22 protein-coding genes are annotated in these 20,415 nt (G+C 59.2%); 20 read left to right on the plus strand and 2 right to left on the minus strand.

Annotation, left to right across the window (positions count from 1 at the left end; genetic code table 11):
* Positions 1-8 precede the first annotated feature (8 nt).
* The 15 genes from rsmG to glmS all read left to right on the plus strand — a co-directional run bounded on the left by rsmG (position 9) and on the right by glmS (position 13,614).
* Entirely contained in the window at positions 9-635 is a 627-nt protein-coding gene (gene rsmG / locus GSR16_RS00740) for a 16S rRNA (guanine(527)-N(7))-methyltransferase RsmG (RefSeq protein WP_159874687.1), read from the plus strand.
* A complete protein-coding gene (locus GSR16_RS00745) occupies positions 632-1,423 on the plus strand; it encodes a ParA family protein (protein ID WP_159874688.1) in 792 nt (263 codons plus the stop codon). Before rsmG ends, GSR16_RS00745 begins: the two co-directional genes overlap by 4 nt.
* A 4-nt stretch (positions 1,424-1,427) precedes the next feature.
* Positions 1,428-2,285, plus strand: a complete 858-nt coding sequence (locus GSR16_RS00750; protein ID WP_159874689.1) for a ParB/RepB/Spo0J family partition protein — start codon at positions 1,428-1,430, stop codon at positions 2,283-2,285.
* 92 nt (positions 2,286-2,377) lie between these two features.
* A complete protein-coding gene (locus tag GSR16_RS00755) occupies positions 2,378-2,737 on the plus strand; it encodes an ATP synthase subunit I (protein ID WP_159874690.1) in 360 nt (119 codons plus the stop codon).
* A gap of 14 nt (positions 2,738-2,751) precedes the next feature.
* A complete protein-coding gene (gene atpB / locus GSR16_RS00760) occupies positions 2,752-3,570 on the plus strand; it encodes a F0F1 ATP synthase subunit A (RefSeq protein ID WP_159874691.1) in 819 nt (272 codons plus the stop codon).
* 90 nt (positions 3,571-3,660) lie between these two features.
* The gene (atpE, locus tag GSR16_RS00765; RefSeq protein ID WP_045847701.1) at positions 3,661-3,942 is read left to right on the plus strand and encodes a F0F1 ATP synthase subunit C; all 282 of its coding nucleotides are present in this window, start codon (positions 3,661-3,663) and stop codon (positions 3,940-3,942) included.
* 53 nt (positions 3,943-3,995) lie between these two features.
* The gene (locus tag GSR16_RS00770) at positions 3,996-4,466 is read left to right on the plus strand and encodes a F0F1 ATP synthase subunit B (protein WP_159874692.1); all 471 of its coding nucleotides are present in this window, start codon (positions 3,996-3,998) and stop codon (positions 4,464-4,466) included.
* A gap of 7 nt (positions 4,467-4,473) precedes the next feature.
* A complete protein-coding gene (locus tag GSR16_RS00775; protein WP_159874693.1) occupies positions 4,474-5,010 on the plus strand; it encodes a F0F1 ATP synthase subunit delta in 537 nt (178 codons plus the stop codon).
* Positions 5,011-5,018: 8 nt separating this feature from the next.
* The gene (atpA, locus tag GSR16_RS00780; protein WP_159874694.1) at positions 5,019-6,563 is read left to right on the plus strand and encodes a F0F1 ATP synthase subunit alpha; all 1,545 of its coding nucleotides are present in this window, start codon (positions 5,019-5,021) and stop codon (positions 6,561-6,563) included.
* A gap of 39 nt (positions 6,564-6,602) precedes the next feature.
* The gene (atpG, locus tag GSR16_RS00785; protein WP_045847705.1) at positions 6,603-7,469 is read left to right on the plus strand and encodes a F0F1 ATP synthase subunit gamma; all 867 of its coding nucleotides are present in this window, start codon (positions 6,603-6,605) and stop codon (positions 7,467-7,469) included.
* A 43-nt stretch (positions 7,470-7,512) separates the two neighbouring features.
* The gene (gene atpD / locus GSR16_RS00790; RefSeq protein ID WP_159874695.1) at positions 7,513-8,907 is read left to right on the plus strand and encodes a F0F1 ATP synthase subunit beta; all 1,395 of its coding nucleotides are present in this window, start codon (positions 7,513-7,515) and stop codon (positions 8,905-8,907) included.
* Between the two features lie 15 nt (positions 8,908-8,922).
* On the plus strand, positions 8,923-9,345 hold the full coding sequence (locus tag GSR16_RS00795; protein WP_159874696.1) for a F0F1 ATP synthase subunit epsilon: 423 nt from the start codon (positions 8,923-8,925) through the stop codon (positions 9,343-9,345).
* A gap of 83 nt (positions 9,346-9,428) precedes the next feature.
* Complete coding sequence (gene glmU / locus GSR16_RS00800) at positions 9,429-10,793, plus strand: bifunctional UDP-N-acetylglucosamine diphosphorylase/glucosamine-1-phosphate N-acetyltransferase GlmU (RefSeq protein WP_159874697.1); 1,365 nt, start codon at positions 9,429-9,431, stop codon at positions 10,791-10,793.
* 200 nt (positions 10,794-10,993) lie between these two features.
* The gene (locus GSR16_RS00805) at positions 10,994-11,785 is read left to right on the plus strand and encodes a DeoR/GlpR family DNA-binding transcription regulator (RefSeq protein WP_159874698.1); all 792 of its coding nucleotides are present in this window, start codon (positions 10,994-10,996) and stop codon (positions 11,783-11,785) included.
* Entirely contained in the window at positions 11,785-13,614 is a 1,830-nt protein-coding gene (gene glmS, locus GSR16_RS00810; RefSeq protein ID WP_159874699.1) for a glutamine--fructose-6-phosphate transaminase (isomerizing), read from the plus strand. Before GSR16_RS00805 ends, glmS begins: the two co-directional genes overlap by 1 nt.
* 119 nt (positions 13,615-13,733) lie before the next feature.
* On the opposite strand, the gene GSR16_RS00815 is transcribed toward glmS, so the two are convergent.
* Positions 13,734-14,258, minus strand: coding sequence for an isochorismatase family protein (locus GSR16_RS00815; RefSeq protein ID WP_159874700.1), 525 nt, complete (start codon positions 14,256-14,258; stop codon positions 13,734-13,736).
* Between the two features lie 208 nt (positions 14,259-14,466).
* Here GSR16_RS00815 and GSR16_RS00820 point away from each other — a divergent pair, with 208 nt between their 5' ends.
* From GSR16_RS00820 to GSR16_RS00830, 3 genes are read left to right on the plus strand one after another with little or no spacing between them, the layout of a single operon-like run.
* The gene (locus GSR16_RS00820; RefSeq protein ID WP_159874701.1) at positions 14,467-15,048 is read left to right on the plus strand and encodes a helix-turn-helix domain-containing protein; all 582 of its coding nucleotides are present in this window, start codon (positions 14,467-14,469) and stop codon (positions 15,046-15,048) included.
* A gap of 2 nt (positions 15,049-15,050) precedes the next feature.
* Positions 15,051-15,581: a GNAT family N-acetyltransferase gene (locus GSR16_RS00825; protein ID WP_159874702.1), complete on the plus strand. Its 531-nt coding sequence runs from the start codon at positions 15,051-15,053 to the stop codon at positions 15,579-15,581.
* Between the two features lie 23 nt (positions 15,582-15,604).
* The gene (locus GSR16_RS00830) at positions 15,605-16,045 is read left to right on the plus strand and encodes a DMT family transporter (protein WP_159874703.1); all 441 of its coding nucleotides are present in this window, start codon (positions 15,605-15,607) and stop codon (positions 16,043-16,045) included.
* 116 nt (positions 16,046-16,161) lie between these two features.
* Here the strand turns inward: GSR16_RS00830 and GSR16_RS00835 are convergent, their stop codons facing one another.
* Positions 16,162-17,499 carry an MFS transporter gene (locus GSR16_RS00835; RefSeq protein ID WP_159874704.1) on the minus strand — a complete coding sequence of 446 codons (1,338 nt, stop codon included), beginning with the start codon at positions 17,497-17,499 and terminating at the stop codon, positions 16,162-16,164.
* Between the two features lie 193 nt (positions 17,500-17,692).
* Between GSR16_RS00835 and GSR16_RS00840 the strand changes: the two genes are divergently transcribed.
* The gene (locus GSR16_RS00840) at positions 17,693-19,819 is read left to right on the plus strand and encodes a sensor histidine kinase (protein ID WP_159874705.1); all 2,127 of its coding nucleotides are present in this window, start codon (positions 17,693-17,695) and stop codon (positions 19,817-19,819) included.
* Complete coding sequence (locus GSR16_RS00845; RefSeq protein ID WP_159874706.1) at positions 19,816-20,415, plus strand: response regulator transcription factor; 600 nt, start codon at positions 19,816-19,818, stop codon at positions 20,413-20,415. The genes GSR16_RS00840 and GSR16_RS00845 overlap by 4 nt, the downstream gene beginning before the upstream one ends.

The raw sequence follows: 20,415 nt of genomic DNA on the forward strand, positions 1-20,415 counted from the left end.
CCAAGCGCATGACACATACTGCAGAACTGAAAAACGGGCTGGATCAGCTGGCCCTGGGCCTCACCGAACAACAGCTGGCCTTGCTGGATGGCTACCTGAACCTGCTGGCCAAGTGGAACCACACCTATAACCTGACCGCAGTGCGCGAAGAGCAGCGCATGGTCAGCTACCATCTGCTGGACAGCCTGTCGCTGGTGCCGCACCTGAACGGTGGCACCCGCCTGCTGGATGTGGGTTCTGGTGGCGGCATGCCGGGCATTCCGGCCGCCATTGCCCGTCCCGACCTGCAAGTGGTGCTGCTGGATGCCAACCACAAGAAAACCACCTTCCTGCGCCAGGCCGTCATCGAGCTGGGCTTGCCCAATGTCGAGGTGATCACCAGCCGGGTGGAGGCTTACCAGCCGGAACACAAGTTTGATCGCATCACCAGCCGTGCCTTTGCCGAGCTGGCTGAGTTTGTCCGCCTCACCCCGCACCTGCTGGCCGACGGTGGTCAATACCTGGCCATGAAGGGTGTGTATCCTTACGAAGAAATCTCGCTGCTGCCGGACACGGTAGCGGTAGCCGAAGTACTACCGGTGTCGGTGCCCGGTCTGGACGCCGAACGCCATCTGGTGAGAATGGTGGCTAAATGAATGCACGCGTGATCGCGGTTGCCAATCAGAAGGGGGGGGTCGGCAAGACCACCACCGTGGTCAACCTGGCCGCAGGTCTGGCCGAGCTGGGCCGCAGGGTGTTGATTGTCGACCTCGACCCGCAGGGCAATGCCACCATGGGCAGCGGCATTGCCAAGCAGGCGCTGGAACGCTCCGTGTATCACGTGCTGCTGGGCGATGCTTCGGTGGAAGAAGCACGTCAGCCGGCCAAGGAAGGCGGCTACCATGTGCTGCCGGCCAACCGCGATCTGGGTGGGGCCGAGCTGGAGCTGGTGAACGAACTGGCACGCGAAGCACGTCTCAAGAATGCCCTGAGTACGGTGGACGACCAATACGACTACGTATTGATCGACTGCCCGCCCTCGCTCAACCTGCTGACGCTCAACGGTCTGGTGGCTGCCAATAGCGTGCTGATTCCCATGGTGTGCGAATACTATGCACTGGAGGGACTGTCCGATCTGGTCACCACCCTGCGTAAGGTGCGTGCTGCGGTGAATCCGCGCATTGAAATCATGGGCCTGCTGCGCACCATGTTCGATTCACGTAGTAATCTTTCACAGCAGGTTTCCGAGCAGCTGGCCAGCCACTTCGGCAACAAGGTGTTCGAAACCGTCATCCCGCGCAATGTGCGTCTGGCCGAGGCTCCCAGTCATGGCCTGCCCGGGCTGGTGTACGACCGCAATGCCCGTGGCGCACAAGCCTATCTCACGCTGGCGCAGGAACTGACCGCCCGCCTCGAACCCGCAACCGCAACTCCATCTGTCTGACATCATGGCCAAACTCAAAGGACTCGGGCGCGGTCTAGACGCGCTCCTCGCCACCAGCGCAGTGGCGGACGACCGCCTCACCACGCTTTCCATCGATCTGATCCGCCCCGGCAAATACCAGCCGCGCAGCCATATGAATGAAGCCGCACTGGACGAGCTGGCGGCGTCCATTCGCGCCCAGGGCGTGATCCAGCCGGTGGTGGTGCGTGAAGTGGGCTTGGGTGAGTACGAGCTGATTGCCGGTGAGCGCCGCTGGCGTGCCGCCCGCAAAGCAGGTTTGGCCGAAGTGCCTGCCGTGGTGAAAACGGTGGCCGACGAAGCGGCGTTGGCCATGGCGCTGATCGAAAACATCCAACGCCAGGAGCTGGACCCTATCGAAGAAGCGCAGGGTCTGAAGCGATTGATCAGCGAATTCGGCCTGACGCACGAGTCAGCTGCCGATGCAGTGGGCCGCTCACGCAGTGCGGTATCCAACCTGTTGCGCCTGCTGGCACTGCCAGAGCCGGTGCAGACCATGCTGCATCAGAATCAGCTGGAAATGGGTCATGCCCGTGCCTTGCTGGCCTTGCCGGTGGTACAGCAGCTGGAGCTGGCGCATGAGGCGGTGGACAAGGGTTGGTCGGTGCGTGAGGTGGAGCGGCGCGTACAACAATTGTCTGACCAAAAAACCACACTGCCGGTAGCGGAAAAGCGGAGAGATCCGGATATCACCCGGCTTGAGCAGGAGGTGTCCGAGCGCATCGGTGCCAAGGTCAGCATCCGCCACGGTGCACGTGGGCAGGGACGTTTGCAGGTGGAGTATGCCAACCTGGACGACCTCGAACGATTGCTTGAAAAACTTCAAGCAAAATCAAACAAATGATTTTATGTTGCACTGCAATGGTGCGGGTGATGTTCAGTTTGACGCAAATCAAGCGCTCAGCCTATAATCGAGCGATTTTTTAAGTGTCGGACATGCAAAATCCGGAAGTCGGGCGCGTACTGCGCCTGCAAGCAAAACTGCTTGTAGTGGCCGTACTACTTGGTGCCGTGCTTAGCGCCGGCACCGTTGCTGTTCCGGTGTCGGTTCTGCTTGGGGGACTGTCGGCGCTGATTCCCGCCGCAGTTTATGCAAGAATCGCCTACGCCAAGCGGCATGTCCCACCTGCGGTGCTGATGAAGGCGCACTTCATGGCAGAGGCAGTCAAATTCATTCTGACTGTCTTAATGTTTGGTGCATCTTTGGTGTTTTTCAAGGATTTATCGGTAGTGGGTTTGCTGGCAGGCTTTTTTGCCACGGTGTCCGGCTACTGGTTAGGGCTTCTAATCAAATAATTGAGAAAAGAGCGATGGCAAGCAACGCAATTGAGTACATTAATCACCACCTTACATTCTGGAACTCCGATCCGTCCCCGGCTCGCGGTTTCTGGAGCCTGCACGTAGACACCTTCTCCGTTTCCCTGTTCCTGGCTTTCGTGTTCGCCGGCGTGTTCGCCATGGTGGCCCGTCGTGCCAGCCTGGAAAATCCGGGCAAGTTGCAGCTGTTTGTCGAATCCATCATCGAATTGGTCGATACCCAGGTAAAAGAAATTTTCCATGCCAAGAGCAATGTCATCGCCCCGCTGGCGCTGACCATCTTCTGCTGGATCTTCCTGATGAACGCCATGGACATGTTGCCGGTTGACCTGCTGCCGAACATTGCCCAGTGGATCGGTCACACCTTCTTCGGTCTGGAAGCGCATCACGTTTATTTCCGTTCGGTACCGTCTGCTGACGTGAATGCCACCTTTGCCATGTCGCTGTCCGTATTCCTGTGCATCATCGGCTTCTCCATCAAGGCCAAGGGCCTGGGCGGCTGGGGCAAGGAACTGCTGACCGCACCGTTCCACACCCACAACCCGATTGGTGCCATCATCCTGGCCCCGCTGAACTTCATTTTTCAGCTGGTCGAACTGGCCGCCAAGCCGATCTCTCTCTCGCTTCGTTTGTTCGGTAACCTGTATGCCGGCGAACTGATCTTCATCCTGATCGCACTGCTGCCTTGGGGTGCGCAGTGGATCCTGGGTGCGCCGTGGGCCATTTTCCACATTCTGATCATCACCCTGCAGGCCTTCGTGTTCATGATGCTGACCATCGTGTACCTGAGCCTGGCTGTGGAAGCGCACTAAGAGTTTCGTGGTATCCGTTTTTTTTAGAGCTTTACCTTTGTTTTAGTTTTTTTTACCAACCATCCTTGCATAAGTCTTAGGAGATAAATAATGGAAGCACTCGTTTCTCAGATTCAGTCGATGACCGCTATCGCAGCTGCTCTGATCATTGGCCTGGGCGCTCTGGGTACTGCTATCGGTTTCGCCATTCTGGGTGGCAAATTCCTCGAGGCCTCCGCCCGTCAACCGGAAATGATCCCGGTTCTGCAAACCAAACTGTTCATTATCGCCGGTCTGCTGGACGCGATTTCCATGATCGGTGTGGGTGTTGCCATGCTGTACACCTTCAGCAACCCGTTCCTGTCCGCTGCCAAAGCAGCTCTGGGTGGCTAATTTTTAGTCAGTAAACGGTTGGTGTAGAAGTCATTCTCTGGAGGAAAACAAGCGTGGAATTTAACGTAACACTACTGGGCCAGGCGATCACGTTCGCCATCCTGGTATGGTTCACCATGAAGTTTGTTTGGCCTCCGCTTACCAATATGATGGATGAGCGTGCCAAGCGTATTGCAGATGGCCTGGCCGCTGCAGAACGTGGCAAGCAAGATCTGGAAGCCGCTGAAAAGCGCGTTGCGGACGAAGTTCGCAAGGCCAAGCAGCAAGCAATGGAAATCATTGCTACTGCCGAGAAGCGTGCTACCCAGATCGTGGACGAAGCCAAGGACAATGCCAGCACCGAAGGTGCCCGTATTGTGGCTGACGCCAAGGGTCAGATCGATCAGGAAGTGATGCGTGCCAAGGAAGCCCTGCGTGAGCATGTGGCCCAGCTGGCCGTTATCGGCGCAGAGAAGATCCTGCGCAAAGAGATCGATGCAGCCAAGCACGCCGACCTGCTTTCCTCCATCAAAGCGGAGTTTTAATTAACTCATGGCAGAACTCATTACCGTCGCAAGGCCCTACGCCGAAGCGGTATACAGCCTCGCCACCGAAACGCGTACGCTGGACCAGTGGTCCGATGCGCTTGCGTGGCTGGCTGCCATGGTGAACAACCCGGATATGGTTGAAGTTGTCACCAATCCGAAACATACCGCAAAAGAGGTTGAGGCGCTGATGCTGGACGTCCTCGGCGAGCGAGCCAATGAAAGTGTAAAAAACTTTCTGGTCGCCCTGATCGAGAACCACCGCCTGATGCTGCTGCCGCATATCGCCAGTCAGTTTGAACTGTTCAAGGCCGAAGCGGAAAACATCGTTGATGCGCAAGTTGAAACGGCGTTCCCGCTGACCGAAGAACAGAAAGCCGAACTCACCAGCACGCTTTCCAAGCAGTACGGCAAAACCGTGCGTCTTGATGTGCGTGACAATGCCGATCTGATCGGTGGTGTGCGCGTGCTGGTCGGTGACGATGTCATCGACAGTTCCGTGCGCGGCAAGCTGCAAGCGATGGCGGCAAGCCTCAAGAATTAGGAGAGATCATGCAGTTGAACCCCTCTGAAATCAGCGATCTGATCAAGGCCAAGATTCAGAACCTGGCTGAAGGCGCTGAAGTCCGTACCAAGGGTACGGTAATTTCCGTGACCGACGGTATCGTTCGTGTCCACGGTCTGGCAGACGTGATGCAGGGCGAAATGCTCGAGTTCCCGGGCAACACCTACGGCCTCGCCATGAACCTGGAGCGCGACTTTGTCGGCGCCGTGGTTCTGGGTGAGTACGAACACATTTCCGAAGGCGACGAAGTCAAGTGTACCGGTCGCATTCTGGAAGTGCCGGTAGGTCCGGAACTGGTGGGCCGTGTTGTCAATGCCCTGGGCCAGCCGATTGACGGCAAGGGTCCGATCAACGCCAAGCTGTCCAGCCCGATCGAAAAGATCGCGCCGGGTGTGATTGCGCGTCAGTCGGTATCCCAGCCGATGCAGACCGGCCTGAAGGCGATTGACTCCATGGTACCGGTAGGCCGTGGCCAGCGTGAGCTGATCATTGGCGACCGTCAGACCGGCAAGACCGCCGTTGCTCTGGATGCCATCATCAATCAAAAAGGCACTGGCGTTGTTTGTATCTACGTAGCCGTAGGTCAAAAAGCCTCCTCCATTGCCAACGTGGTACGCAAGCTGGAAGAGCACGGTGCACTGGGTCACACCATCATCGTAGCCGCTACCGCTTCCGAAGCCGCTGCCCTGCAGTTCATCGCCCCGTACTCCGGTTGCGCGATGGGCGAATACTTCCGCGACCGTGGCGAAGATGCACTGATCGTATACGATGACTTGTCCAAGCAAGCCGTTGCCTACCGTCAGATCTCCCTGCTGCTGCGTCGTCCGCCGGGCCGTGAAGCTTACCCGGGTGACGTTTTCTACCTGCACTCCCGTCTGCTGGAACGCGCTTCCCGCATCAACGCGGACGAAGTAGAAAAACTGACCAACGGCGAAGTGAAGGGCAAGACCGGTTCCCTGACCGCCCTGCCTATCATCGAAACCCAGGCTGGTGACGTTTCCGCCTTCGTTCCGACCAACGTGATTTCCATCACCGACGGCCAGATCTTCCTGGAATCCGACCTCTTCAACGCAGGTATCCGTCCGGCCATCAACGCCGGTATCTCGGTATCCCGCGTGGGTGGTGCGGCCCAGACCAAGGTCATCAAGAAGCTCGGTGGCGGTATCCGTCTGGCTCTGGCCCAGTACCGTGAACTGGCTGCATTCTCGCAGTTCGCTTCCGATCTGGACGAAGCAACCCGCAAGCAGCTGCAACACGGTGAAGTGGTTACCGAACTGATGAAGCAGAAGCAGTTCGTGCCGCTGGCCACTGCCGAAATGGCACTGACCCTGTGGGCTGTGAACAAGGGCAGCTACGAAGACGTTCCGGTGAAGAAGGCCCTGGCATTCGAAGCTGAGTTCCTCGCTTACGTGCGTGCGAACCACAGCGACCTGCTGGCCACCGTTAACGCTTCGGGCGATTTGTCCGGCGACAACGAGAAGGTACTGGCCAAGGCGATGGAATCGTTCAAGGCTGGCTACAGCTTCAACTGAGCCTTTCGACTCACGTCGTAGCTAAAGAAAGGTTCAGGAATGGCAGTCGGTAAAGAGATTCTCACCAAGATCCGAAGCGTGCAAAACACGCAGAAGATCACTCGCGCGATGCAAATGGTGTCAACCTCCAAGATGCGCAAAACGCAAGAGCGTATGCGCGCTGCCCGTCCTTATGCTGAGAAGGTGCGCACGGTTATGGCGCACCTTGCTCAGGCAAACGCGGATCTTGGTCATCCACTGCTTGCACGCCGTGACGTTGTCAAGCGCGCTGGTATCATCCTGGTTTCCTCCGACAAGGGCCTGTGTGGCGGCCTGAACGTGAACTCGTTCAAGCGCTTCTATGCCAAGGTCAAGGAACTGCAGGAACAGAACGTCGAAATCGACGTGTGCTGCCTCGGCCAAAAAGCCGTTGCCGCCTGCCAGCGTGCTCGCCTCAATGTCGTGGCAAGCGCAGTCCAGCTCGGCGATGTGCCGAAGATGGACAAACTAATTGGCCCGCTTACAGTGCTGTTCAAACAGTACGCTGAAGGCGAACTGGACGCGGTTTACATCGTCTACTCCGGTTTCATCAACACGATGAAACAGGAACCGACGCTCGAACAGCTCCTGCCGTTGACTCCGCAACACATGGTGGTGGAGCACTCGCATTCGTGGGATTACCTCTACGAACCGGATGCCCCCAGCCTGATGGAGTTCTTGGTCAAGCGTTACCTGGAGTCGGTGGTTTATCAGGCTCTGGCCGAAAATATGGCTTCCGAACAGGCAGCGCGTATGGTGGCCATGAAAGCTGCAACCGACAACGCAGGTAATACGATCAAGCAGCTGCGCCTTGTGTACAACAAGGCCCGTCAAGCGGCGATTACCACTGAGCTGTCTGAGATTGTGGCTGGTGCCGCAGCGGTGTAAGCCGTTACACAGACTGTAAAAGTTAAATGTTTAGGAACCGATAATGAGCCAAGGCAAAATCGTACAAATCATTGGTGCGGTGATCGACGTGGAATTCCCGCGCGACGCCATGCCGAAGGTTTATGATGCCCTGAAGCTGGTTGACGCTGACCTGACGCTCGAAGTCCAGCAACAGCTGGGCGACGGCGTGGTCCGTACCATTGCGATGGGTAGCTCGGACGGCCTGAAGCGTGGCATGGCAGTAGCCAACACCGGTGCACCGATTTCGGTGCCGGTTGGTAACGCCACCCTGGGTCGCATCATGGACGTACTGGGTAACCCGGTTGACGAAGCTGGTCCGGTGGCTACCGACGCACGTCGCGCCATTCACCAGTCTGCTCCGAAGTTTGACGAGCTGTCTTCCGCTACCGACCTGTTGGAAACCGGCATCAAGGTGATCGACCTGCTCTGCCCGTTTGCCAAGGGTGGTAAGGTTGGTCTGTTCGGTGGTGCCGGTGTAGGCAAGACCGTGAACATGATGGAACTGATCAACAACATCGCGAAGGCCCACTCCGGTCTGTCCGTGTTCGCTGGTGTAGGTGAGCGTACCCGTGAAGGTAACGACTTCTACCACGAAATGAAGGACTCCAACGTACTGGACAAGGTTGCGATGGTGTATGGCCAGATGAACGAGCCGCCGGGTAACCGTCTGCGCGTTGCACTGACCGGTCTGACCATGGCCGAGCATTTCCGTGACGAGAAGGACGCCTCCGGCAAGGGCCGTGACGTTCTGCTGTTCGTAGATAACATCTACCGTTACACCCTGGCCGGTACCGAAGTATCCGCTCTGCTGGGCCGTATGCCTTCCGCAGTGGGTTACCAGCCGACGCTGGCCGAAGAAATGGGCCGTCTGCAAGAACGTATTACCTCGACCAAGGATGGTTCCATTACCTCCATCCAGGCCGTATACGTACCTGCGGATGACTTGACCGACCCGTCTCCGGCAACCACCTTCGCCCACTTGGACGCTACCGTGGTTCTGTCGCGTGACATCGCTGCCCTGGGTATCTACCCGGCCGTGGATCCGCTGGACTCGACCTCGCGTCAGCTGGACCCGCTGGTGGTTGGTGACGAGCACTACTCCGTAGCCCGTGGCGTGCAATCCACGCTGCAGCGCTACAAGGAACTGCGCGACATCATCGCGATTCTGGGTATGGACGAGCTGTCGGAAGACGACAAGCTGGTGGTGGCACGCGCACGTAAGATCCAGCGCTTCCTGTCCCAGCCTTTCCACGTAGCTGAAGTATTTACCGGTTCCCCGGGCAAATACGTCTCCCTGCGCGACACCATCAAGGGCTTCAAGGCGATTCTCGCTGGCGAATACGACCACCTGCCGGAACAAGCGTTCTACATGGTTGGCTCTATTGAAGAAGCCGCTGAGAAAGCCAAGACCCTTTAATTAAGGAGAGGGCTTATGTCCAAGATGCATGTGGAAGTGGTAAGCACTGAAGAACTCATCTACTCGGGTGAAGCCGAGTTTCTGGTTGCCCCGGCGCTGGAAGGTGAGATCGGTGTCTATCCGCGACACGTGCCGCTCCTGACCCGTATCAAACCCGGTGTATTGCGCATGACCGTGCCGGGTAGCAAGGAAGAAGTGTTGGTGGCTGTCTCCGGCGGCATGCTGGAAGTACAGCCCACCCACATCACCGTTCTGGCTGATACGGCGATCCGCGGCGAGGATCTCGACGAAGCGCGCGCCAATGAGGCCAAGCGTACTGCAGAGGAATCCCTGCAGCATGCAACCGACGACCTGAGCACGGCAAAGGCTCACGCTGCCCTGGCAGTTGCCATTGCCCAGCTCAAGGCGCTGGACTACCTCAAGAAACGCGTGCACTAAAAGCGCGGGAACGAATCGTGTATAGTTGCAGGCTGCCACTTCAGTGGCAGCCTTTTTCATTTTTGGTCAGTTAAAGAGTTCGCATGGACAGCCTCAGTATTGTCATTCTGGCGGCAGGCAAGGGTACCCGCATGTACTCTGCCATGCCCAAGGTATTGCACCCCATCGGTGGCGCACCGATGCTCGCCCGCGTCATTGCTACCGCCCGCTCGCTGAATCCATCCCAGTTGGTGGTGGTGTACGGCTTTGGTGGTGATCAGGTACGCCAAACCATCAAGGACGAAGATATTGTCTGGGCCGAACAGGCCGAGCAGCTGGGTACCGGCCACGCATTGAAAATGGCGCTACCAGCCTTGCCGCAAACGGGCAGGACGCTGGTACTGTACGGCGATGTGCCGCTCACCCGCAGTGAAACACTGCAACAGCTGATTGCCGCGGCTGGTGATGGCATGGCGGTGCTCACCGACGTGCTGGAAGATGCTACTGGCTATGGCCGCATGCTGCGTGGCAGCGACGGCAAACTCAAGGCCATTGTCGAACACAAGGATTGCACGCCGGAGCAACTGGCCATCCGTGAAATCAATACCGGCATGATGGTGCTGCCAAACAGCCAGCTGTCAGGCTGGCTGCAAGCCCTGCGCAATGGCAATGCCCAGGGCGAATATTATCTGACGGACGTGCTGGCACTGGCCGTGGCCGATGGCGTTGCGGTGGAAAGCGTCAGTGTGTCCGCATCGTGGGAAGCCGCCGGGGTGAACAACAAGCTGCAACTGGCCGAGCTGGAGCGCATCCTGCAGCAGAACCAGGCCCGTGCGCTGCTGACTGCCGGCGTCACGCTGGCCGACCCGGCCCGCATCGATATCCGTGGCAGCCTGAAGCATGGCCGCGACGTCAGTATCGACATCAACTGCGTATTCGAAGGCCAGGTCGAGCTGGGCGACAATGTCGAGATCGGTGCCAACTGCGTGCTGAAAAACGTCAAGATCGCTGCAGGCAGCCGTATTGCCGCCTTCTCGCATCTGGAAGATGCCGTAGTCGGGGCGGATTGCCGCATCGGCCCGTATGCCCGCCTGCGTCCGGGAGCGGCATTGTCCGACGAAGTGCATATCGGCAATTTTGTCGAAATCAAAAAGAGTACGGTTGGCCTGGGTTCTAAGGTCAATCACCTCACCTATATTGGCGATGCCGAGATCGGCAGCAAGGTGAACGTGGGAGCCGGCTCGGTCACCTGCAATTACGATGGCGTCAACAAGTTCAAGACCGTGATCGAAGACAATGTGTTTGTCGGTTCCGGCACCTTGATGGTGGCACCGGTCACACTGGAAGCAGGCGCTACAGTTGGTGCCGGCTCGGTCATCAGTCGTACGGCCCCGGCAGATACGCTTACCGTGGCACGCGCTCGCCAGATCAGTATCCCCGGCTGGAAGCGCCCACAGAAAAAGAGCTGATTTCCTGCTGCACTTGCTGGCCGCATGCCCGCTGCGCTTTCCTTAAGGAAGGTCTGCGGGCATTTTCTTTGGAAAACTCCAAAATAAGGTGTCGCATTTCTTTCGTTTCAAAAGAAAATTTCTAAATTCAGGTGGATATGTGATTGCTGCAGGAATATTCAGCAGTTATCATGGCAAAACTTTCGAAACGAAATGTTTCAATGACAAAACGAAATACCCAGCAACGCCGCCACGCCATCGCCACTCTTGTACAGGAGCGGGGCGAGGTGAGTGTTGACGAACTGACACGCCGCTTTGCCACCTCAGAAGTGACCATCCGCAAGGACCTGGCCCTGCTGGAAACCGGTGGTTTGCTGCTGCGCCGCTATGGCGGTGCAGTATCGCTGCCTAGCGAAATGGCGGTAGAGCCGGAGGTGGGTGTGGTGTCCGACCGCAAGCTGGATATCGCCCGCGCAGCAGCAGAGCGCATTCGCGACCACAACCGCATCATCATCGACAGCGGTACCACCACCAGCGGCATGATTCCCTTGCTCAGCAGCAAGCGTGGCCTGGTGGTGATGACCAACTCGCTGAATGTTGCCGCGGCATTGCGCGAGCTGGAAAACGAACCAACGCTGCTGATGACTGGCGGCACCTGGGACCCGCACTCCGAATCGTTTCAGGGGCAGGTGGCCGAACAGGTGTTGCGCTCTTATGACTTCGACCAGCTGTTTGTCGGTGCCGATGGTATCGACCTGGAACGCGGCACCACGACTTTCAACGAGCTGGTTGGCTTGTCACGGGTGATGGCAGAGGTGGCACGCGAAGTTATCGTAATGGTGGAGTCGGACAAGATAGGCCGCCGCATTCCCAATCTGGAATTGCCGTGGCACAACATTCACACCCTGATTACCGATGAGGCACTGCCTGCGGAGTCCAGGGAAATCATTCAGGCCAAGGGCATCACGCTGATCTGTGCGCCCGCTGGCAGCGATAGCGCAAGGAGAAAATAATGTGTGGCATCGTTGGCGCCATTGCGGCGCGTAATGTGGTTCCCATTCTGGTTGATGGCCTCAAGCGCCTGGAATATCGCGGTTATGATTCCGCCGGCATTGCCGTGCATACCGGGAACGCCATCAGTCGTGTGCGTCGCGTTGGCCGCGTGGCCGAAATGGAAGCCGCTGCCGCCGCCGAAAACCTGCAAGGCCAACTGGGAATCGGTCATACTCGTTGGGCTACCCATGGCGGTGTTACCGAGCACAATGCCCACCCGCATATCTCCTTTGGCAAGATCGCCGTGGTGCATAACGGCATCATCGAAAACCACGAAGAGCAGCGCCAGCGCCTGAAGGAGCTGGGCTACGAATTCACCTCACAGACCGATACCGAAGTGATTGCCCACCTGGTGCACCACTACTATCAGGCTGGCGTCAGCCTGTTTGACGCGGTCAAGCTAGCCACGCGCGAGTTGACCGGTGCCTACGCCATTGGCGTCATCGCGCTGGATCGTCCGGATGAACTGGTGTGTGCCCGCATGGGTTGCCCGCTGCTGGTGGGTCTGGGCGAGGGCGAGCACTTCATCGCTTCCGACGTTTCCGCCATCCTGTCCGCCACCCGTCGCGTCATTTTCCTGGAAGAGGGCGATATCGGACTGCTCACCCGTGACAGCGTGCTGCTGCATGACAAGAACGACCAGCCGGTAGAGCGCGCTGTGCATGTGTCCGATGTATCGTTGGCTTCGCTGGAGCTGGGTCCGTACAGCCACTTCATGCAGAAAGAAATCCACGAGCAGCCCAAGGCGCTGTCCGATACCATCGAGGCGGTACTGGAAAACGGCTTTGCCGCCGGACTGTTCGGCCCCAAAGCCGCCTCGCTGCTGCCGCAAGTGGAAGGGGTGAAAATTCTGGCCTGCGGTACCAGTTACTACGCTGGCCTCACCGCCAAATACTGGATCGAAAGCATTGCCGGCATCAGCTGCGATGTGGAAATCGCCAGCGAATACCGCTACCGCGCCGCCTTTGCCAACCCCAAGCACCTGGTGGTCACCATCTCCCAGTCCGGCGAAACCCTGGATACCATGGAAGCGCTGAAGTACGCCAAAGAACTGGGCCACACCATGGCACTGTCCATCTGCAATGTGCGCGAATCCGCCATTCCGCGTGCCAGCGAACTGGTGTTCTACACCCGTGCCGGTGCCGAAATCGGCGTAGCCTCCACCAAGGCCTTCACCACCCAGCTGGTGGGTCTGTTTGCGCTAGCAGTTACCCTGGGCAAACTGCGTGGCCGGGTGGATGCTGATACCGAATATGGCTATCAGGATGCACTGCGCCAACTGCCGGGTTCGGTACAGCATGCGCTGAATCTGGAGCCGCAGATCAAGACCTGGTCCGACAAATTTGCCGCCAAGCAAAACGCTTTGTTCCTTGGCCGTGGCCTGCACTATCCGATCGCACTGGAAGGCGCGCTCAAGCTCAAGGAAATCTCCTACATCCACGCCGAAGCCTATCCGGCTGGCGAGCTGAAACACGGCCCGCTGGCGCTGGTGGATGAAAGCATGCCGGTGGTGGTGATTGCCCCCAACGACGCGCTGCTGGAAAAGGTGAAATCGAACATGCAGGAAGTACGCGCCCGTGGCGGCGAGCTGTTCGTGTTTGCCGATCTGGACAGTCACTTCAGTGAGTCTGATGGCGTTCACGTCATCCGTACCCCGCGCCATGTTGGCGTGCTGTCTGCCATCGTGCATACCATCCCGGTACAGCTGCTGGCCTACCACGTGGCCCTGGCCCGTGGCACCGACGTTGATAAGCCGCGCAACCTGGCCAAGAGCGTGACGGTGGAGTAAGCACTTCGCAGTCAGCTCAGGCCTCCCGGCCAGGGCCAAGTGATCGCAGCCCGGCAAGCATGTCTTGCCGGGCTGTTTTTATTGGCAGATTACGGTTGCGCTGGGGATGTGCCGCTAAGCTACAGCGCGGCAGCGGTTTTTACATGCAAGGGCTGCGGGGTGGCATTGGTAGCGTGCCATACCGCGTTGAAGTGGTCGATCACCTGTTCGCCGCTCAGTGCAAAGGCACTCAGGGTGGTATGCGCATCTGCAATCACGGTGACCTGGAACCCCCGTGATACCGCATTGCGCAGGGTGCTGTCTACGCAGAAGTCTGTTGCACAGCCGCCCAGCCACAGCTTGCTGACGCCCAGCGTGTCCAGCAGGGAGGCTAGCGGAGTGTCGCAAAAGCTGTCGCCATAGCACTTGAAAATGCGGTGATCACCGGCAGCCTGCTGTAGGGCCGGATGCAGCTGCCAGTCGGCACTGTCCCGCTCCAGCCCGGCCTCCTCATGCTGAACAAACACGACGGGAAAGCCACGCTGGCGTGCCTTGGCAATGGCCAGGTTGAGGTTTTCCAGCACAGCGTCCAGCCGGACGGCAGGCAGATCACCCGCAACAACCCCACACTGGATGTCCACAATCAGCAAAGCAGTATCCGGCATACATCCTCCTTGGTGAGCAGACAGGATAATTGTTATTTAAAAGTCATGCAGGTTGGTGTGATCTGCTTCTGCCTGCTTCCTGGTCCCGCGGAATGGCCTTGCTGTGGTTCAGGCTGCTTCGCTCAAGCGTGATCAGGCCAATGCGCTGCGTGGTTCTTGCTGGATTTTCGTCTTGATTTTGGGAAAATATTTCCTGTATATTGGAAATATGAACCTGGATACCCAATTAGCCAAACGCATCCGCAGCTTGCGCAAGGAGCGTGGCTTCTCTCTGGAGCAACTGGCAGAGCGCAGCAGCGTCAGCCGCTCGATGATTTCGCTGATCGAACGTGCCGAAACCAGTGCGACGGCAGCTGTGCTGAACAAGCTGGCCGATGCGCTGGGGGTGAACCTGGCCTCGCTGTTTGATGAGGAGGCTGCCGTCGGTGCCGCCCTGCCGCTGGCACGCGCAGCAGAGCAGCAAGTGTGGCAGGACCCGGCCTCTGGCTATGTGCGCAAGCATCTGTCGCCGCATGGTTATGGCTCGCCGCTGGAGCTGGCTGAAGTCAGTTTTCCGCCCGCTGGCCGCGTGGTGTTTGATAACGCCATGCGCAGCATCACCACGCATCAGCAGCTATGGATGCTGGAGGGGGAAATGGAAATCACCCTGGAAGGGCAGGTGTGGTTACTGCAACGGGGCGACTGTCTGGCCATGACTTTGGGTCAGCAAATCATTTTCCACAATCCGGGCAGTCAGCCCGCCCGTTATCTACTTGCCCTGACGGCAACACCTTCTTTTCCCGGGAGATAGTCATGACTCAGCCGCAACTGGTTTGCTGTACCCATGAGCGCCACGCCGCTGCCATTCTGGATATTTTCAACGATGCCATCGTCAACTCCACCGCACTGTACGACTACAAGCCCCGCAGCCCGGACAGCATGGATGGCTGGTTCGCCGCCAAGCGCAAGGGGGGCTATCCTGTCATCGGCATTGAGAACGCCGCTGGCCAGCTGTTGGCATTTGGCAGCTATGGCAGTTTTCGGGCCTGGCCAGCCTACAAATACACGGTGGAACATTCGGTGTATGTACACAAGGATTTCCGCGGCAAGGGCCTGGGGCGTCAGATCATGCAGGCGCTGATTGCCGCAGCCAGAGAGCAGGGCGTGCATGCCATGATGGGCGGTATTGATGCCAGCAATAGCGGTAGCGTGTCCCTGCACGAGAGCCTGGGCTTCCGTCATGTCGGCACCCTGCCCGAAGTGGGTTTCAAGTTTGGTCGCTGGCTGGACCTGGCCTTCTATCAGTTGCTGCTGGAAACCCCGCTGCAGCCGGTGGATGGCTGAATTACCCGCCGGGATAGCCTGCGATGAATGCTTTTCTGGTATTTCCGCTGCTGGTAGCGGCTGGTGTGGCGCTGGTGTTCCAGAACCTGCTGATGGTGAAGATCACCCAGTCGGTGTCTACCGTGCTGATCACGCTAGCCATCAACTCGGCGGTGGGCCTGGTCTTGCTGCTGGCCAGTCTGCTGGCGCGCAAGGGCCTGGCCGGGCTGGGCGAGATGGTGCAGGCCATGCAGCCCTGGCTGCTGTTGCCGGGTTTGCTGGGTTCGTTTTTTGTCTTTGCCGGCATCATGGGCTATCAGTCGATTGGCGCAGCCGCCACCATTGCCGTGCTGGTGGCCAGTCAGCTGCTTACCGGCATGGTGGTGCAGATGCGGCAGACACATACGCTGCCTGATGTAAGCGCGCTGCTGGGGGCTGTGCTGTTGATGGCTGGTGTGGTGCTGATTCTGCGTGCGCGAGCGTGATTTTCTTCCCGCTCATGACTGGCAGGCCCCGTGCCGGTGGATGTTCCCGGCCAGACAAGAAAATGCCGTTCCCTTGGCTTGGGAACGGCATTTTGCCGTAAGGGCCAGTTGCTGGCTCAGCCCTGTGCCTCGGCATTGATGCGCGACTGGGCACCGGTATCACGCATAAACCAGCAAACCAGCAGGGTGCAGGCAATCACTGCGGTGGTGTACCAGTAAAAGCCGCTTTCCAGCTGGATGGACTTGAACCACAAGGCCAGGTATTCCGCCGTGCCGCCAAATACCGATACCGCAAAGGCGTAGGGCACGCCCACCCCGGTGGCGCGGATGCTGGCCGGAAACAGCTCGGCCTTCACCAGTGCGTTGATGGAGGTATAGCCGGACACAATCATCCAGGCGCAGGCGATCAGGCCAAAGGCTTCCCACGGCCCGCTGGCGTGGCGGATGGCGGTGAGCAGGGGTACGGTGAACAGGGTACCCAGCAGGGCAAAGCCGATCAGCAGCGGCTTGCGGCCAATGCGGTCGGACAGCGCGCCATACAGCGGTTGCAAACACATGGCAAACAGCAGCGAGGCGGCCGATACGGCGGTGGTTTGCATGTCGGTCAGGCCCACCGACAAGCGCAGGAATTTCTGCATATAGGTGGTGTACACATAGAAGGCCAGCGTGCCGCCCATGGTGAGGCCCACCACCAGCAGTACTTCCCTGGGATGTTGTGCCAGTTGTTTCAGGCCACCCATGGCCTTGGATTTCTTGCGGGCTGCTTCAAACGACGGGGTTTCCGGCAGATTGTGGCGCATGCGCAAGGCCAGTACCGCCAGTGCCGCACCTACAAAAAACGGAATGCGCCAGCCCCAGGCGCGCAGCTCTTCCGCACTGAGCAGGAATTTCTGCAATACCAGCAGCAGGATCAGGGCCAGCAGCTGTCCGCCAATCAGGGTGACGTACTGAAAGCTGCTGTAGAAACCACGGTGTTTGGAATCAGCCATTTCCGACAGGTAAGTTGCACTGGCACCGTATTCGCCGCCCAGGCTCAGGCCTTGCAGCAGGCGGGCAAGCAGCAGGATGCAGGGCGACAGGATGCCGGCGCTGGCATAGGTAGGCGCACAGGCAATCAGCAGCGAGCCGAAGCACATCAGCAGCACCGAGGCCATCAGCGCGGTCTTGCGGCCCATGCGGTCACCGATGTGGCCAAACAGGATGCCGCCGATGGGGCGGATGAAAAAGCCCAGTGCAAAAATGCCGGCGGTGGACATCAGTTGTGCGGTGGTGTCCTGTGCCGGGAAGAAGGCATTGGCAAAATACAGGGCAAATGCCGAGTAACAGTAGAAGTCGAACCATTCGACCAGATTGCCGGCCGAGCCGACGATGATGGCGTGCAGACGCTTGCCGGATATCCGCTCGCTGTTGCTGCTACCGGTGCTGCTGGCCGGTTGGGTAGTGGCGCTACGCATGTGTTCTCCTTTGTTGTGCGGGATATAAGTATGTTTGTTGGGCGCCCCGCTGCTGATCTACCACTATGCGGTGCAGATCGTCGGAAGGCATCCGCAACTTTGCCGCTGTGCTCTCCGTAAAACTACGGAGAAGCGTTCCATGCCGGCCGGACTGCTGCTAAGGTCTGCGCTTGGCAATGGGCGGAGAGAGGTCATGCAAGGCAGGTTCACTGCACGTCACTGGCGCTGGCTGTTGCTGGGGCTGGCCGCGCTCTGGCTGATCGTGCAGTCCGGCAACTGGGCGGAGCGGCACGAAATGGAAGCGCGCACCGCCGCGCTGCGTCAAGCGGCGGCGGCCCATGTGCTGGGCCTGCGCGGGCTGGTGGAGAGACATGACTTCCTGCCCTATGCCGCAGCCCGTCACCCGGATGTGCTGGCCTTGCTGCAGTCGCCGCAGGATGCCGCGCTGCGCGCACGGGTAAACCGCTACTTTGCCGATCTGCAAACCACTACTGGTGCGGCGGCGCTGTTTCTGGTGGATCGCAATGGCCTGACGCTGTCGTCCAGCAACTGGAATCAGCCTGCCAGCTTTGTGGGCGAATCCTATCGCCAGCGCCCTTATTTCGAGGATGCCATCCAGGGGCGGCGCGGCTTCTTTTACGGCCTGGGGCTGACCACCGGCCAGTCCGGCATGTTCATCGCCGAGCCGGTGCGCGGGGAGGACGGCATCCTGGGGGTGGCCGTGGTCAAGGTGAGTCTGGAGCCTTTGCAGAATGCATGGATGCGCGGCACCGATCCGGTGCTGCTGCGTGACAGCCGTGGCGTGGTGTTTCTCAGTGCGGTACCAGAATGGCTGTTTCATGCGGCCAGTCCCTTGTCGGCGGCGGATTTGCACTGGATCAGCGCGCACCGGCAATATGGCGCGCGCAACAGTTTTCCCCAGCTGCCCTGGCGCATCCAGTCCCGGGCAGCGGGCGGGCATATCGTGCACACGCTGCTGCAAGGCCGCCCCAGAACCCTGTATGCACTGGATACCGCGCTGCCGGAACTGGGCTGGACCCTCACCGTCACCACCGACATGAAAGAAGTGGCCCAGGCCCGCCAACTGGCGCTGATTCTCAGTTTCACGCTGCTGGCGCTGCTGCTGCTCACCATTCTGTACTGGCGCTTGCGTGAAAAACGCTTTGTCGAACAGCGCACCGCCAGGCTGGAACTGGAACGCCGGGTGGAAGCCCGCACCCGTGATTTGGAAGAGGCCCACACCTTTCGCAAGGCGATGGAGGATTCGCTGCTGGTGGGCATGCGCGCGCGCGACCCGGAAGGGCGCATCATCTACGTCAACCCGGCGTTCTGCCGCATGGTGGGCTATGACGCGGAGGAGCTGCTGGGCTGCCGGCCACCCTATCCCTACTGGCATCCGGACGAGCTGGAAAAACAGGCCAAGGTGAGCGACGACGTGTTGCAGGGCCGGGCGGTGCCCTATGGTTACGAATCACGCATCCGTCACAAGGACGGCCATGACGTGATCACCATGATTTACACCGCCGCCCTGGTGGATGCGCGCGGCGTGCATCGTGGCTGGATGAGTTCGGTGGTGGACATCACCGCGCAGAAACAGGCTGAAGCCCGTCAGCGTGACCAGGAACTGCGGCTGGAACGCAGCGCACGGCTGGCCAGCGTGGGCGAAATGGCCTCCACCTTGGCGCATGAGCTGAATCAGCCGCTGATGGCGCTGTCCAATTTCGCCCTGGCCGCTCGGGCGCTGGCCGATCGGGGTGCCAGCAGCCTGTTGGCCGAAACGCTGAACGACATCATTGCCCAGTCGCGCCGGGCTAGCGAAATCGTCAAGCGGGTGCGCGTATTCATCAATCCCCAACGCGCGCAGTATGAAAACCTGCAACTGGCCGAGGTCATCAACCATGCGGTGGCCCTGCTCAAGCCGGAATTACAGCGCCACCATGCCCAGTTGCAACTGCAGTTGGAGGAGGGAACACCACCGGTGCGTGGTGATCGGGTATTGCTGGAGCAAGTACTGATGAACCTGATTCACAATGCCTTGCATGCTGTGCAGCCGTTGCCGGCGGGACAGCGCAGCATCCTGCTGCTCAGCCAGCGAGTGGAGCAAGGTGTGTGCGTGACCGTGGCGGATAATGGAGCTGGCATTCCAGCGGCACAGCTGGAGCAGATTTTCGCCCCCTTCTTTACCTCCAAGCCCGATGGTCTGGGACTGGGGCTGAATATCTGCCGTACCATTGTCGAGGCTCACGGCGGCAGCATTACCGTGGAAAACCGCCCCGACGGCGGCGCAGCTTTTACCTTTACCCTACCGCTTGCATCATGAAAGACATGCCGCTCACCCTGTTTGTTGTCGACGATGACGAGGCCCTGCGCCGTTCCCTGTTGCTGCTGTTGCTGTCACAGGGGCTAGCCGTGCAGGCTTTTGACTCCGGCGAGGCTTTTCTCAGTGCCGTCAACCTGCGTCAGCCAGGCTGCGTGATTCTGGACTTGCGGCTGGGTGGCATCAGCGGCCTGTCGGTGTTTGAGCAGTTGCTGGCGGCGCACAGCCCGCTGGTGACGCTGTTTCTGTCCGCGCACGGCGACATTCCCACCGCGCTGGAAGCGGTAAGGCGCGGTGCTTTTGACTGGGTGGAAAAGCCGGACACCCAGCAGCTGCTGGACAAGTTGCCTGCCGCCATCGCACTGGCCCGGGTACGCGCCCAAGCTTTGCGGCAGTGGGCAGAACTCACCCCGCGCGAACGCGAGGTGGCCCGCTTGGTCGGGCTGGGACAGGCCAACAAGGAAATTGCCCGTGTGCTGGTGCCGCCCTGCGGCCACCGGTCGGTGGAAACCCACCGCGCCAATATCTTCAGCAAGCTGCAGTGCGCCAACGACAACGAACTGGGGCGCTGGCTGGCTGCCCATCCCTGGTTGGATTAA

The sequence above is a fragment of the Aquitalea denitrificans genome, from assembly GCF_009856625.1.
GTDB lineage: Bacteria > Pseudomonadota > Gammaproteobacteria > Burkholderiales > Chromobacteriaceae > Aquitalea > Aquitalea denitrificans.

Coding starts and splice junctions, on each gene's coding strand:
- GSR16_RS00835 (WP_159874704.1), bottom strand. CDS start 17,499: ATGCGTAGCGCCACTACCCAACCGGCCAGCAGCACCGGTAGCAGCAAC.
- GSR16_RS00830 (WP_159874703.1), top strand. CDS start 15,605: ATGAATGCTTTTCTGGTATTTCCGCTGCTGGTAGCGGCTGGTGTGGCG.
- GSR16_RS00745 (WP_159874688.1), top strand. CDS start 632: ATGAATGCACGCGTGATCGCGGTTGCCAATCAGAAGGGGGGGGTCGGC.
- GSR16_RS00795 (WP_159874696.1), top strand. CDS start 8,923: ATGTCCAAGATGCATGTGGAAGTGGTAAGCACTGAAGAACTCATCTAC.
- GSR16_RS00805 (WP_159874698.1), top strand. CDS start 10,994: ATGACAAAACGAAATACCCAGCAACGCCGCCACGCCATCGCCACTCTT.
- atpG (WP_045847705.1), top strand. CDS start 6,603: ATGGCAGTCGGTAAAGAGATTCTCACCAAGATCCGAAGCGTGCAAAAC.
- rsmG (WP_159874687.1), top strand. CDS start 9: ATGACACATACTGCAGAACTGAAAAACGGGCTGGATCAGCTGGCCCTG.
- GSR16_RS00825 (WP_159874702.1), top strand. CDS start 15,051: ATGACTCAGCCGCAACTGGTTTGCTGTACCCATGAGCGCCACGCCGCT.
- glmS (WP_159874699.1), top strand. CDS start 11,785: ATGTGTGGCATCGTTGGCGCCATTGCGGCGCGTAATGTGGTTCCCATT.
- atpE (WP_045847701.1), top strand. CDS start 3,661: ATGGAAGCACTCGTTTCTCAGATTCAGTCGATGACCGCTATCGCAGCT.
- GSR16_RS00755 (WP_159874690.1), top strand. CDS start 2,378: ATGCAAAATCCGGAAGTCGGGCGCGTACTGCGCCTGCAAGCAAAACTG.
- GSR16_RS00775 (WP_159874693.1), top strand. CDS start 4,474: ATGGCAGAACTCATTACCGTCGCAAGGCCCTACGCCGAAGCGGTATAC.
- atpD (WP_159874695.1), top strand. CDS start 7,513: ATGAGCCAAGGCAAAATCGTACAAATCATTGGTGCGGTGATCGACGTG.
- GSR16_RS00750 (WP_159874689.1), top strand. CDS start 1,428: ATGGCCAAACTCAAAGGACTCGGGCGCGGTCTAGACGCGCTCCTCGCC.
- atpA (WP_159874694.1), top strand. CDS start 5,019: ATGCAGTTGAACCCCTCTGAAATCAGCGATCTGATCAAGGCCAAGATT.
- atpB (WP_159874691.1), top strand. CDS start 2,752: ATGGCAAGCAACGCAATTGAGTACATTAATCACCACCTTACATTCTGG.
- GSR16_RS00815 (WP_159874700.1), bottom strand. CDS start 14,258: ATGCCGGATACTGCTTTGCTGATTGTGGACATCCAGTGTGGGGTTGTT.
- GSR16_RS00840 (WP_159874705.1), top strand. CDS start 17,693: ATGCAAGGCAGGTTCACTGCACGTCACTGGCGCTGGCTGTTGCTGGGG.
- GSR16_RS00820 (WP_159874701.1), top strand. CDS start 14,467: ATGAACCTGGATACCCAATTAGCCAAACGCATCCGCAGCTTGCGCAAG.
- glmU (WP_159874697.1), top strand. CDS start 9,429: ATGGACAGCCTCAGTATTGTCATTCTGGCGGCAGGCAAGGGTACCCGC.
- GSR16_RS00845 (WP_159874706.1), top strand. CDS start 19,816: ATGAAAGACATGCCGCTCACCCTGTTTGTTGTCGACGATGACGAGGCC.